This is a genomic window from Streptococcus sp. HSISS3, assembly GCF_000448605.1.
GTDB lineage: Bacteria > Bacillota > Bacilli > Lactobacillales > Streptococcaceae > Streptococcus > Streptococcus raffinosi.
Map to the genome: position 1 here is coordinate 837,135 of NZ_CM002130.1, position 13,571 is coordinate 850,705.

General features: G+C 39.3%; 14 protein-coding genes and 1 pseudogene. All 15 read left to right on the forward strand.

Translation table 11 applies throughout. The features are described 5' to 3' along the window. Positions 1-52: 52 nt before the first annotated feature. The 15 genes and pseudogenes from HSISS3_RS04000 (at position 53) to HSISS3_RS04070 (ending at position 13,544) form a co-directional block, all read left to right on the forward strand. Complete coding sequence (locus tag HSISS3_RS04000) at positions 53-535, forward strand: cell wall elongation regulator TseB-like domain-containing protein (RefSeq protein WP_021151783.1); 483 nt, start codon at positions 53-55, stop codon at positions 533-535. A 2-nt stretch (positions 536-537) separates the two neighbouring features. Continuing rightward, positions 538-1,718 (forward strand): annotated as a pseudogene (locus HSISS3_RS04005) (pyridoxal phosphate-dependent aminotransferase). A gap of 38 nt (positions 1,719-1,756) precedes the next feature. Next, a complete protein-coding gene (gene asnS / locus HSISS3_RS04010; RefSeq protein ID WP_021151786.1) occupies positions 1,757-3,103 on the forward strand; it encodes an asparagine--tRNA ligase in 1,347 nt (448 codons plus the stop codon). 25 nt (positions 3,104-3,128) lie between these two features. Next, positions 3,129-3,536, forward strand: coding sequence for a hypothetical protein (locus HSISS3_RS04015; RefSeq protein ID WP_021151787.1), 408 nt, complete (start codon positions 3,129-3,131; stop codon positions 3,534-3,536). A gap of 109 nt (positions 3,537-3,645) precedes the next feature. Beyond that, entirely contained in the window at positions 3,646-4,845 is a 1,200-nt protein-coding gene (locus HSISS3_RS04020) for an MFS transporter (RefSeq protein ID WP_021151788.1), read from the forward strand. 356 nt (positions 4,846-5,201) lie between these two features. Further along, positions 5,202-5,582, forward strand: a complete 381-nt coding sequence (locus tag HSISS3_RS04025; protein ID WP_008534794.1) for a RidA family protein — start codon at positions 5,202-5,204, stop codon at positions 5,580-5,582. A gap of 171 nt (positions 5,583-5,753) precedes the next feature. Continuing rightward, positions 5,754-6,407 carry a 7-cyano-7-deazaguanine synthase QueC gene (queC, locus tag HSISS3_RS04030; protein ID WP_008534792.1) on the forward strand — a complete coding sequence of 218 codons (654 nt, stop codon included), beginning with the start codon at positions 5,754-5,756 and terminating at the stop codon, positions 6,405-6,407. After that, positions 6,407-6,850, forward strand: coding sequence for a 6-carboxytetrahydropterin synthase QueD (gene queD, locus HSISS3_RS04035; protein WP_021151789.1), 444 nt, complete (start codon positions 6,407-6,409; stop codon positions 6,848-6,850). Before queC ends, queD begins: the two co-directional genes overlap by 1 nt. Next, complete coding sequence (gene queE, locus HSISS3_RS04040) at positions 6,843-7,559, forward strand: 7-carboxy-7-deazaguanine synthase QueE (protein ID WP_021151790.1); 717 nt, start codon at positions 6,843-6,845, stop codon at positions 7,557-7,559. The genes queD and queE overlap by 8 nt, the downstream gene beginning before the upstream one ends. Positions 7,560-7,614: 55 nt before the next feature. Next, complete coding sequence (queF, locus tag HSISS3_RS04045; RefSeq protein ID WP_003097375.1) at positions 7,615-8,106, forward strand: preQ(1) synthase; 492 nt, start codon at positions 7,615-7,617, stop codon at positions 8,104-8,106. A gap of 502 nt (positions 8,107-8,608) precedes the next feature. Further along, positions 8,609-9,379, forward strand: a complete 771-nt coding sequence (locus HSISS3_RS04050; protein WP_021151791.1) for a DUF1003 domain-containing protein — start codon at positions 8,609-8,611, stop codon at positions 9,377-9,379. Next, positions 9,360-10,250: an RNase adapter RapZ gene (rapZ, locus tag HSISS3_RS04055; protein WP_008534782.1), complete on the forward strand. Its 891-nt coding sequence runs from the start codon at positions 9,360-9,362 to the stop codon at positions 10,248-10,250. Before HSISS3_RS04050 ends, rapZ begins: the two co-directional genes overlap by 20 nt. Continuing rightward, positions 10,247-11,221, forward strand: coding sequence for a YvcK family protein (locus HSISS3_RS04060; protein ID WP_021151792.1), 975 nt, complete (start codon positions 10,247-10,249; stop codon positions 11,219-11,221). The genes rapZ and HSISS3_RS04060 overlap by 4 nt, the downstream gene beginning before the upstream one ends. After that, a complete protein-coding gene (gene whiA / locus HSISS3_RS04065; protein WP_021145244.1) occupies positions 11,218-12,129 on the forward strand; it encodes a DNA-binding protein WhiA in 912 nt (303 codons plus the stop codon). The genes HSISS3_RS04060 and whiA overlap by 4 nt, the downstream gene beginning before the upstream one ends. A 17-nt stretch (positions 12,130-12,146) precedes the next feature. Next, a complete protein-coding gene (locus HSISS3_RS04070) occupies positions 12,147-13,544 on the forward strand; it encodes a C69 family dipeptidase (RefSeq protein ID WP_021151793.1) in 1,398 nt (465 codons plus the stop codon). Positions 13,545-13,571: the final 27 nt, after the last annotated feature.

The following is a 13,571-nucleotide window of genomic DNA, read 5'->3' on the forward strand; positions in this document are numbered from 1 at the left end:
AGATTTATCATTTTCTGATATAATAATTTCAGAAACTTTTTTAGGAGAAATTATGCGTAAACAACGATCAGCTTTGGCGAAAAAGCAACAGATTATTTTGGGAATAATTACAATCGTTGCGACCTTAATTGCCTCTATGACAGCTTTACTGATTGTAGCGACAAAGCCCTATATTGATGCTGAAAAGCAAGTGATTGCCATAGCTGAGAGTAAGGCGGATATTAGGACTGTTTCTGAATTTGATATCTACCATGGTCTGGAGACCTATTATGGTCTTCTTGGTAAAACGAGTAAAGGTGAAAAGCTTGCCCTCATTGTCAGTAAAGATTCAGGTGTGGTTGATATTTACAAGCAGTCTGATGGTATTAGTAAGTCGGTAGCAGAGAAAGCTGCCAAGGCGTATGGTGCTAAGAAGATATCTTATGTGCATTTAGGAAAGTATAAGAAAACTCCTATTTGGGAAGTGAAGTCAGGAACCAAGTATTTTCTGGTCGATTTTATCTCGGGTCAGGTTATTAAAGTGGAAGGACTATAAAAATGACAAAATTATCAAATCGTGTATTAGAAATGGGTGAAAGTGTTACTTTAGCAGCCAGTGCGCGTGCTAAAGCCCTAAAAGCTCAAGGACGTGATATCTTGAGTTTGACACTTGGAGAGCCAGATTTCGTTACTCCAAAGAATATTCAGAAAGCTGCTATTGCCTCTATCGAAAGTGGTAAAGCAAGTTTTTATACCGTAGCCTCTGGTCTCCCAGAACTCAAAGAAGCTATCGGTAGCTATATGGACAAATTCTATGGTTATTCTGTAAAACCAAATGAAGTTGTAGTCGGAACGGGTGCTAAGTTTATTTTGTACGCTTTCTTTGCTACTGTTATCAATCCTGGTGACGAAGTAATCATTCCAACGCCTTGTTGGGTTTCTTATGTAGATCAAGTGAAAATGGTTGAAGGTGTTCCGGTCACTTTCCAAACGACTGAAGCAAATCACTTTAAAGCTACAGTAGAACAGCTTGAGGCAGCTCGCACTGAAAAACGAAAGTGGTCTTGCTTAATTCGCCATCAAATCCAACCGGAATGATTTATAGCAAGGAAGAATTACAAGCAATTGGCGATTGGGCAGTTGAGCATGATATTTTGATTTTAGCTGATGATATCTATGGTCGCTTGGTATACAATGGCAATAGTTTCACACCGATTTCAAGTCTTTCTGATGCCATTCGTAATCAAACTATTGTCATCAATGGTGTTTCAAAGACTTATGCCATGACAGGTTGGCGTGTTGGTTTTGCTGTTGGTGATCCAGAGATTATTGCAGGTATGGCTAAGGTCATCAGTCAAACAACCTCTAATCTTACAGCCGTTTCTCAATACGCTGCTATTGAGGCTTTGACAGGAGATCAAACTTCTATCGAAGAAATGCGTCAAGCTTTTGAAGAACGTTTGAATACCATCTACCCACTCTTAGCTGAAGTGCCTGGATTTGAAGTTATCAAACCTCAAGGTGCCTTCTACCTCTTCCCTAATGTTAAAAAGGCTATGGAAATCAAAGGATATACAGATGTCAATGATTTTACCAATGCTATCCTTGAAGAGGCTGAAGTCGCATTGGTAACTGGAGCAGGATTTGGTGCTCCTGAAAATATTCGTCTCAGCTATGCTACAGACCTAGATACTTTGAAAGAGGCTGTTGGCCGAATCAAAGCATTTATGGAAAAATAAATTTTAATATAGATCAACAGAAAAGAGAAGTAATTTACATGTCTAAACAATTAGTTTCAATTATTGATGTGCCTAAACATGTTGGTGAAGAAATCACTATTGGTGCCTGGGTAGCTAACAAATCTGGAAAAGGGAAATTGGCCTTTCTTCAGTTGCGTGATGGGACTGCTTTCTTCCAAGCTGTCGTTTTCAAACCTAACTTTATCGAAAAATACGGTGAAGAAGAAGGTACTGAAAAATTTAATGTTGTCAAACACCTTAGTCAAGAAACATCTGTCTATGTGACAGGTGTGGTCAAAGAAGATGAGCGCTCTAAATTTGGTTATGAGCTTGATGTAACAGCAGTGGAAGTTATTGGTAAATCTGAAGATTATCCAATCACACCCAAAGAACACGGTACAGACTTCTTGATGGATAATCGTCACCTTTGGTTGCGTTCACGTAAGCAAATGGCTATCCAACAAATTCGTAATGCCATTATCTATGCAACTTATGATTTCTTTGATAAAAATGGCTTCATCAAATTTGATAGTCCAATCTTGTCTGGTAACGCTGCCGAAGATTCAACAGAATTGTTTGAGACAGACTACTTTGGAACACCTGCTTTCTTGAGCCAATCTGGTCAGCTTTATCTTGAAGCTGGTGCTATGGCTCTTGGTCGTGTCTTTGACTTTGGTCCTGTTTTCCGTGCTGAAAAATCAAAAACACGTCGTCATTTGACTGAGTTTTGGATGATGGATGCTGAGTATTCATTCTTATCACATGATGAGTCGCTTGATTTGCAAGAAGCATATGTCAAAGCTCTTATTCAAGGCGTTATTGACCGTGCACCACAAGCTCTTGAAATTCTTGAACGTGATGTCGATCTTCTTAAGAAATACATTGCTGAGCCTTTCAAGCGTGTGTCTTATGATGAAGCAATCGACCTTCTTCAAGCACATGAAAATGACGAAGATACAGACTACGAGCATCTTGAACATGGGGATGACTTTGGTTCACCACATGAAACTTGGATTTCTAACTATTTTGGTGTTCCAACATTCGTTGTTAACTATCCAGCAAGTTTCAAGGCATTCTACATGAAACCAGTTCCTGGTAATCCTGAGCGTGTTCTTTGTGCCGATCTTTTGGCACCTGAAGGTTACGGAGAAATCATCGGTGGTTCAATGCGTGAGGATGACTACGATGCGCTTGTTGCTAAGATGGATGAACTCGGTATGGATCGCACAGAATACGAATTCTACCTTGACCTTCGTAAATACGGTTCAGTACCTCACGGTGGTTTTGGTATTGGTATTGAACGTATGGTTACCTTTGTAGCTGGTACGAAACACATTCGTGAAGCTATTCCATTCCCACGTATGTTGCACCGTATCAAACCATAAGTCAATTTTCTAGGAGTGCAGGTGTATGAAAAGATGGTTACTTGGCTTGTCAGCCTTACTTTGTTTGGTTTTAATGGTTGCTTGTAGCAAATCTGCTCCCTCTTTACAAGGTGAGTGGAAAGCTCAGGACGCTCTGAAAAAAGATTATAAGATCATTTTTAAGAAAGATAAAGTAACGATTGGTAAGCAGGACTATGACTATACTTTGAATGGTCCTAAAGCTAAAGATGGTTTTACTTATTATTCTCTTAAGTTGAAAGACCAAGGAAATGAAACCAGTTATACTGTATTTTTCCCCACAAAATCAAAAGAGACAGCCCTCTTTTTGCAACCCAATGATGACAAAGAGCCCATGAAAGGCCAAATGCTCTTTGCGCTCAATAAAAAAGAAAAACCAGATTACTATGACTATGTTAAAAAGTATCTGAAATAAAAACGCCAACTGGCGTTTTTACTTTAAATGAAAGAGGTGAGGAAAATGTAGGCAACTCTAAGTAAGTCTTTTAGAAACAATCAAATTACATATTGAAAGTGAGAAAACGATGTTTAAAAGAACTTACAAAGGCAATATTCCACTTCTAGCAGGACTGGAATTCACATCTTATTTTGGAATCACCAGTTTTTGGATTTTATTTTTCATTCAGAATGGTCTTTCCTTACTTCAAATCGGTTTACTAGAAAGTATCTTTCATGGGACAAGTCTCTTGTGTGAGATTCCATCAGGTATGTTGGCCGATCGGTTTAGCTACAAGACCAATCTCTATTTGGCTCGCTTGGCCAGTATTGGATCCTCTGTCTTGATCTTACTTGGTCAGGGAAATTTTTGGATTTATGCGATTGCCATGATGGTCAATGCTTGGTCTTACAATTTTGACTCGGGGACCAGTACGGCTTTCTTATATGATTCAGCAGTTGAAGCAGACCAAAAGGACCGCTATCTTCAGATTTCTAGCTTTTTGTCTGGTGTAGCAGAAGTCACACGAACTCTAGGTACAGTTGTTGCTGGTTTCTTTGTTCACGGAGCCTTGGCCTGGACCTATCATATTGCGATTGGCCTTTCATTAGTTTCCATTCTCTTGATTTTTCTGATGAAGGAGCCAGAAACTAAGAGTGATGAAAGAGATCGCTTAACCTTAAAACGGATATTGGTGGTGGTGAAACAAGAATGGCAGGAGAAACCGGTCTTATTTTACTGGATGCTCACCTATCAACTGGTAGGAACCTTCATGTGTATGTTTTATTTTTACTACCAACAGAAAATCAGTGACCTAGCCAGTTGGCAAGTATCGCTCATCATGCTTGTTGGTAGTCTCTTAAATCTTCTAGCTGTTTATCTAGCTAGTCAAATCGGGAAAAAATGGAATAGCAATCAAGTCTTTCCAATTCTGGTTGTGCTGACAGGGTTGGCCTTGCTGTTGGTATGGTTTAGAACTCCATTCGCCTATCTAAGTGTTTATCTCTTGACCAATGCACTTTATGCGGTTTATCAACCCATTTACTACAATGATTTACAAGGCTATTTACCATCCAGTGTACGGGCAACCATGCTGAGCATCAATTCGATGATGTTTAGTCTATCCATGATTGTCATCTTCCCACTGACGGGTTGGTTCATCGATAGTTATGGATTTGTAGTAGTCTTTATCATCCTGGGCCTTGTAAAGCTATTCTCTTTCCCTCTCTTACTGATTGGATTGGAGAAAATGGGCAAGATAATAAATAAAGGGACAAAGATGGATTAATATTCCAGACTTTCATTAGTCTACATAAGTTTAAATTGGATAATAGCATCTTGCTTAACAAAATCCGAACGAACTCTCTCTGCTGTGCAGGGAGAGTTTTTTTATCTTTAAAAATTGTGGTAAAGTAGGCACATCCTTTACAATAAGAATCGAGTCGTGTGAAATCTTTAGGCCAAATGCTCTTTGCGCTCAATAAAAAGGAAAAGCCAGATTACTATGACTATGTTAAAAAGTATCTGAAATAATAAGAGAAGGATTAGTCTTGAGCTAATTCTTTTCTTTTTGAAAATACCTGTTTCAATTTTCAGAATATTTTGCTATAATAACAGCATATTAGACAAAGGAGAAAAATTATCATGGCAAAAACTATTCATACTGATAAAGCACCCGCAGCAATCGGTCCTTATGTTCAAGGTAAGATCGTAGGAAATCTTTTGTTTGCTTCTGGTCAAGTACCATTGTCACCAGAAACAGGTGAAATCATTGGTGAAACCATTCAAGAACAAACAGAACAAGTGCTAAAAAATGTTGGTGCCATTTTGGCGGAAGCTGGAACAGATTTTGATCATGTTGTCAAAACAACATGCTTCCTAAGTGACATTAACGATTTCGTTCCATTTAACGAAGTTTATGCAACTGCATTTAAAGCTGACTTCCCTGCTCGTTCAGCAGTTGAAGTGGCACGCTTGCCAAAAGACGTTAAAATTGAAATCGAAGTTATTGCTGAGATTGATTAATGAAGAGAGCCTTGGCTCTTTTCTTTTTGGCTCAACTGTGATAAACTATAGCTGAAATAAATATTCGATGTTTGGGAGACACCATCGCTAAAAAAACCAGTAATGGCGTTTTTTGGCTCCCTCTAGGGAGCTTTTTATGTGTCTCAAACATCAGAGATAAAGAGGAATATTATGAATCGTCAATCTGCTTTGGTCGTCTTTAGTGGCGGTCAAGACTCTACAACCTGCCTATTTTGGGCTTTAAAACATTATGAAACTGTTGAACTAGTTACTTTTGCTTACGGGCAACGTCATAGCTTGGAAATTGAAGTAGCTAAAGAGATTGCAAAAGAACAAGGTCTTAAACACCATGTTTTGGATATGTCCTTGCTTGGACAAATTACTGAAAATGCCTTAACATCTGATATCGAGATTGAGTCTGAAGAAGGTGAAGTGCCTAATACCTTTGTGGACGGGCGTAATCATCTTTTCCTTTCTTTCGCTGCTGTGTTGGCTAAGCAACGTGGGATTACTGATATTGTGACAGGTGTTTGTGAGACTGACTTTTCTGGTTATCCGGACTGTCGTGATGTCTTTGTCAAATCACTTAATGTCACACTTAACCTTGCAATGGCCTATGATTTTGTCATCCAAACGCCACTCATGTGGTTGGATAAGGCTGAGACTTGGGCGTTGGCTGACCAACTGGGAGCTTTTGACTATGTTCGTGAAAAAACGCTGACTTGCTATAACGGTATCATAGGTACAGGATGTGGGGAATGTCCTGCCTGTCATTTGCGTCAAAGAGGTCTTGAAAAATATCTTGCAGAAAGAGGAGAGGCTTAATGTTTTTTGCACCTAAAGAAATCAAGACTGAAACAGGTGAGTCTTTGGTTTATAATCCTCACCGTACATTGGTTTCTAAAGAGTTTACTTTTGATGCTGCCCATCATCTCTTTCATTATGAAGGAAAATGCAAGTCCCTTCATGGTCATACTTATCATCTCCAGATTGCAGTCAGTGGGTATTTGGATGAGTGTGGCATGACCTATGATTTTGGTGACCTTAAGAGCATTTACAAGGATCATTTGGAACCTCATCTGGATCACCGTTATCTCAATGAGACTTTGCCTTATATGAACACGACTGCGGAAAATATGGTTTTCTGGATTTTTCAGACGACGAGTCAACATCTGTCTGGTAAAAGAGGACTTCGTTTGGAATATGTCCGCCTTTATGAGACGCCAACAGCTTTTGCAGAGTTTAGACGGGAGTGGTTGGATGACTAGGGAACGCATACTTAAACTACCAGTACTTGAAATTTTTGGACCGACCTTTCAAGGGGAAGGTCGAGCCATCGGGCAAAAGACCATGTTTGTGAGAACAGCAGGGTGTGATTACCACTGTGATTGGTGTGATTCAGCCTTCACTTGGGATGGCTCAGAGAAGCCAACTCGTATGACAGCTGATGAAGTGATTGCAGCTTTGGATGCGCTCGGTACCTATGACTATGTTACTCTATCTGGAGGAAATCCAGCGCTTTTAGCAGCCAATATGGCGGAACTCGTTTCAAAACTCAAGGCGAGAGGCGTAACTTTGGCTGTTGAAACCCAAGGATCTCGTTGGCAGGAGTGGCTAAGAGATATTGATCAGGTCACTCTAAGCCCTAAACCACCATCATCAAAGATGGAAGTCAATTTGGAAACACTTGATTTTATTGTCTCTCAGCTTGATCCTGATAAAGTGACCTTCAAGGTTCCCGTTTTTGACGATGCTGACTTGGATTTTGCTAAAATGATTCAGGAACGGTATCAGCCAGATGTGATGTTTCTCTCAGCTGGTAATCCTGAACCCAAAGCAGAAGGAAATATTGTCCAGCACCAACTAGAACGCCTCAAAGAACTCTGGGAGACAGTAGCTGCAGATGATTCGTGGGGGAACGTCCGTGTCCTCCCTCAACTGCATACCCTACTTTACGACAATGAGCGTGGTGTCTAGGAAGGATGAAAGGACATCCTATAACCATCAAAATTATACAAGAAAAGGAAGAAAAATGTCACAACAAGAAGAAATGAAAAACCTCACTCTCCTAGGTAATAAGGAGACACCTTATATTTTTGAATATTCTCCACAAGTCTTGGAGTCTTTTGATAATCGTCATACTGATAATGATTACTTTATCAAATTCAACTGTCCAGAATTTACCTCACTTTGTCCGATTACTGGGCAACCTGACTTTGCCAGCATCTATATTTCTTATATTCCAGACCAGCTCTGTGTTGAGTCTAAATCATTGAAGCTTTACCTCTTTAGTTACCGTAATCACGGAGATTTCCACGAAAATTGTATCAATACCATTGGTAAGGATTTGGTGGAGCTTTTGAATCCTCGCTACCTTGAGGTGTGGGGTAAATTTACACCTCGTGGTGGTATTTCAATTGATCCTTATTATAATTACGGTCGTCCAGAAACTAAGTATGAAAAAATGGCAGAGCAACGCCTTTTTAATCACGACCTCTACCCAGAAAATATTGATAATCGTTAATATTGTCCGAAGCCTTCTATAACTGTGAAGGCTTTTTCTGTTAGCGATTTTTGCATTTCGAAAGAGTATGAAATTTTTACAAAACTTACACACAATTTCCATTAAGATATTAGGGGGTGTAATCCTTTTATTAAAAACTTCTATTCATAAAATAATTTGACATTCAAATAAATATTACTTAACATAATATTGTAAACGATTATAAATGTATTGGTATTGTCTACCGTCGAGAATCAGATAGTTCAGTTGTCGCTAATAAATGGTTGAATAGTGGTGTTCGTGAATTGCTTATGAATCCTAATACGACTCAAGCTGCAGTAGTTTACGTCATTGCTGGAGATGGTACTTATTACTGGACTTTGAATTACCAATAATATGATTTTCAATCAAATATCCTAAAAGAGGAAAGAGTCTGAGACTAATCTTGGACTCTTTTTCCCTTATCCATTGAACGATTAAGGATTCATTGTGGTATAATAGAGCCTAGAAAGAAGGCGACAATATGCAGGTAAAGAGAGTTCAGGATTATATCTCTAAAGAGTGGTTTGATGAAACAGATGGCTCTTACTTTGAACGACTTAACAGTCGGATACAGGTGCTTGTAAAAAAAGATTATCCTCTTGTACAAGGACATGATTTTATTAGCAATATCAGTCTTTTGGATTATAGATTGGTTTTTCTTGATGAAATCATTGCTAGTGCCAATGAAAAGAACGAGCATGTACGTGAGACGGTACATGATGTGACCAAAAATTTGTTGTATGAGTATCAGGACGTCCAGGAACAATTGGATAGTCGGATTACTTTTGGTCAAAAAGTTGCGGATGAAGTGGCACGATTTGGTGGATCTTGGACTTTTATCTTGTCGTTTATAGCTTTTATGGGGATTTGGATGGCACTAAATGTCATTCAACCATTTGGAATTTCTTTTGACAAGTATCCATTTATCTTGCTTAACTTGGCCTTATCAACCTTGGCGGCGGTTCAAGCACCATTGATTATGATGAGCCAGAATCGTGCTTCGGATTATGACCGTTTGCAAGCCCGAAATGACTATCATGTGAATAAACAGTCTAAGGAAGAGATTCGTTTTTTGCATGAAAAGATTGATCACTTGGTGCAACAAGACCAGTCTGATTTTCTTACCATTCAAAAATTGCAGACAGAAATGATAATGGCGGTTAGTCAACAAGTGGAGAAGATGTCAGATGATATTCGAATGATGAAGGAAAAAGGATTAGAAAGGGAGATTCATGGAGACGAATCAAATTGATTTAGTTATCGTAACAGGAATGAGTGGTGCAGGTAAGACTGTGGCGATTCAATCCTTTGAGGATTTAGGTTACTTTACCATCGATAATATGCCACCTTCATTGGTGCCTAAGGTTATTGAGTTGGTAAAACATAGTGAACAGACCTCTAAGATTGCCTTAGTTGTTGACATGCGTAGTCGATTGTTTTTCGACGAGGTAAATGTCATTTTAGACAATTTGGAAAGTAATCAGGAACTTAATTTCAAGATTCTTTTCTTGGATGCCACAGATGGTGAATTAGTTTCTCGTTATAAAGAGACACGTCGTAGCCACCCCTTGGCTGCAGATGGTCGTGTGTTGGATGGGATTAAGCTTGAACGTGAGCTCTTATCACCACTTAAGAGCTTGAGCCAAAACGTTGTAGATACAACTGAAATGACCCCACGTCAGCTTCGTAAGACCATTTCTGAACAGTTTTCATCTACAGAGGATCAGACTTCTTTCCGTATTGAGGTCTTGAGTTTTGGTTTCAAATATGGCTTGCCTTTAGACGCAGATTTGGTATTTGATGTGCGTTTCTTGCCAAACCCTTATTATGATCCTGCTCTTCGTAACCAGACTGGTCTGGATCAAGAAGTTTATGATTATGTTATGGAACACAAGGAATCAGAGGTGTTTTACAGTCATTTGACTCAACTTATTAAACCAATCTTACCGGGTTACCAAAAAGAAGGTAAATCTGTTCTCACTATTGCTGTTGGTTGCACAGGTGGCCAACACCGCAGTGTAGCTTTTGCACATCGATTGGCTCAAGAGTTGAAAAATGATTGGACGGTCAACGAAACACATCGTGATAAAGATCGACGTAAGGAGACGGTGAATCGTTCATGAACAAACCAAAAATTACAGTAATAGGTGGAGGAACTGGTATTCCAGTCATTCTTCGTAGTTTGCGCCATAAAGATGTTGATATTACTGCTGTTGTAACCGTGGCTGATGATGGCGGTTCTTCAGGAAATTTACGTGATATCATGCAACTGACACCTCCAGGGGATTTGCGTAATGTTTTGGTAGCTATGAGTGATATGCCTAAACTTTATGAACGTGTTTTCCAATATCGTTTTGACAAAACTGATGGTGCATTGGCTGGTCATCCTCTTGGGAATCTTGTTATCGCAGGAATTTCAGAAATGCAGGGATCTACATACAACGCTATGCAGCTTTTAACCAAGTTCTTTCATGTGACAGGCAAGATTTACCCTGCCAGTGAAAAAGCCTTGACACTGCATGCGGTATTTCGTGATGGACATGAGGTCGCTGGTGAGAGTAGTATTGCCAAGTATGATGGCATGATTGAACGTGTTTATGTAACCAATGCTTATAATGAGGATGAACCAAAAGCAAGTCGTAAGGTTGTTGATGCTATTTTAAATAGTGACATGATAGTCCTTGGCCCTGGTTCTCTCTATACATCTATTTTACCTAACTTAGTTATCCCTGAGATTCGTCAAGCGCTTATTGAGACTAAGGCTGATGTTACTTATATTTGTAATATCATGACTCAATATGGTGAAACAGAACAATTTTCGGATGCGGACCATGTGGCTGTGCTTAATCGACATCTTGGCTCTGATGTGATTGATAATGTTCTGGTAAATATCGAAAAAGTTCCATTGGAATATATGACGAATAACAAGTTTGACGAATACCTTGTTCAAGTTGACCATGATTTCAACAGTTTACGTCGTGAAGCAAAAACAGTTGTCTCATCTAATTTTCTTCGCCTAGAAAATGGGGGTGCCTTCCACGATGGTGATTTAGTCGTTGAAGAACTCATGCATTTAGTGAGGAAGAAGTCATGAGTTTCACAATCAAGGTTAAAGAAGAGATCATTGCTGAATCAACCAAAGATAAGGCTGAATTGTCAGCTTTGATTAAGATGTCTGGTTCTGTAGGTTTGACCAATCAAGGGCTGACACTTTCTATCTCGACAGAGAATGCAAAGATTGCTCGTCACATTTATCAATTAATGGAGAGTCGCTATCATATTGCCCCTGAATTAAGACACCATAATAAGACTAATCTCAAGAAAAATCGTGTCTATACGGTTTTTGTAGCGGACCAAGCCAATGATATTTTGTCTGATTTACAATTGGCGGATTCTTTCTTTGGCTTTGAGACAGGGATTGAGACGTCAATAATGGAAGACGATGAGACCGGAAGGTCTTATTTACGAGGGGCTTTTCTGGCAACAGGAACGGTACGTGACCCTGAAAAAGGACGTTATCAATTAGAAATATTCTCTGTTTATCAGGACCACGCAGAGGATTTAGCCTCTCTCATGAAAAAATTTATGCTTGATGCCAAGGTTTTGCAACATAAAAATGGCTTTGTGACCTATCTTCAAAAAGCAGAAGATATTATGGATTTTCTTCTTGTCATTGGAGCCATGACTTCAAAGGAAATTTTCGAAGAAGTTAAGATTATGCGAGAGACGAGAAATGACCTCAATCGAGCTAATAACGCTGAAACGGCTAATATCGCTAGGACTATCAGTGCTAGCATGAAAACAATCAATAACATTATCAAGATTATGGATACGGTTGGCTTGGAAATTTTGCCGGCTGAACTGCGTCAAATTGCCCAACTCCGTATTGCCAATCCAGATTACTCAATCCAGCAAATCGCTGATAGTATTGAACCGCCTTTGACCAAAAGTGGTGTCAACCATCGTCTCAGAAAAATCAATAAAATTGCGGACGATTTGTAAGTAGAAAGGAAGCTTTTATGGCTTGTACAACGATTTTAGTAGGTAAGAAAGCCTCATATGATGGCTCTACCATGATTGCCCGTACTGAAGACTCTCAATCAGGTGTTTTCACACCTAAAGAGTTTCTTGTAGTAACACCCGAGGACCAACCACGTCATTACCAATCTGTGCTTAGCGATTTTTCGATTGATTTGCCAGATAATCCATTAGGTTATACTTCCGTACCAGATGCCCTTGGTAAAGATGGTATATGGGGAGAAGCCGGTATTAACTCAGCGAATGTTGCTATGAGTGCAACGGAAACAATCACAACCAATGCGCGTGTTCTTGGTGCGGATCCTCTTGTTAAAGATGGATTTGGCGAAGAAGATATGCTGACTCTGGTTTTACCTTATATTAAGACTGCTCGTGAAGGTGTTCTTCGCTTGGGACAACTCCTTGAAACTTATGGAACTTATGAGTCAAATGGTATTGCTTTTTCTGACACTGAAGAAATTTGGTGGCTAGAAACAATTGGTGGTCACCATTGGATTGCTAGACGTGTTCCGGATGATGCTTATGTTACCAATCCAAATCAACTAGGTATTGATCATTATGAATTTGAAAATCCAGATGACTATCTCGCTTCACCAGATATTCGTGACTTTATTAATAAGCATCATTTGGATTTGACTTATTCTAACGAACACTTCAATCCACGATATGCCTTTGGTAGCCAGCGAGATAAGGACCGTCATTACAATACACCACGTGCTTGGGCTATGCAAAAGTTTTTGAATCCAGAAAAGGAGTATGATCCAAAATCATTCTTCATTCCATGGGGTCAAAAACCTTACCGCAAAATTACAGTTGAAGACGTTAAATATGTTTTGAGCCTTCATTATCAAGACACCCCTTATGATCCTTATGGCCCTCAAGGTGATGCTGTTAGTCAACGTCAATTCCGTCCAATTGGTATTAATCGTACGAGTCATACAGCTCTCTTGCAAATGCGTCCTCATAAACCTTCTGAAACGACTGGTATCCAATGGTTAGCCTATGGATCAATGCCTTTTGGAACCATGGTACCATTTTGGACTCAAGTTGGTACAACGCCTGCTTATTTCCGTCAAACAACTGATAAGGTTGACACAGGCAATTTCTACTGGAGTAATCGCTTGATTGCTGCCATCTGTGATTCTCATTTTCAACATCACGAAGCTGATTTGGATGACTATGTCGAAACAACTATGGCTCTTGGCCATGCCATGATTAATCGTGTCGATACGGCTTTGGCAAATGGTGAGAGTATTGATTTTGAAGCTGAAAATCAAAAAATTAGTGACCAGATTCAGTCAGAAACAGATAAACTATTGGCAAAAGTCTTAGATGATGCTAGCAATTTAATGACCAACCGATTCTCAATGAGTGATTAAACTTATCAAAAAAACTTCCATTTTATG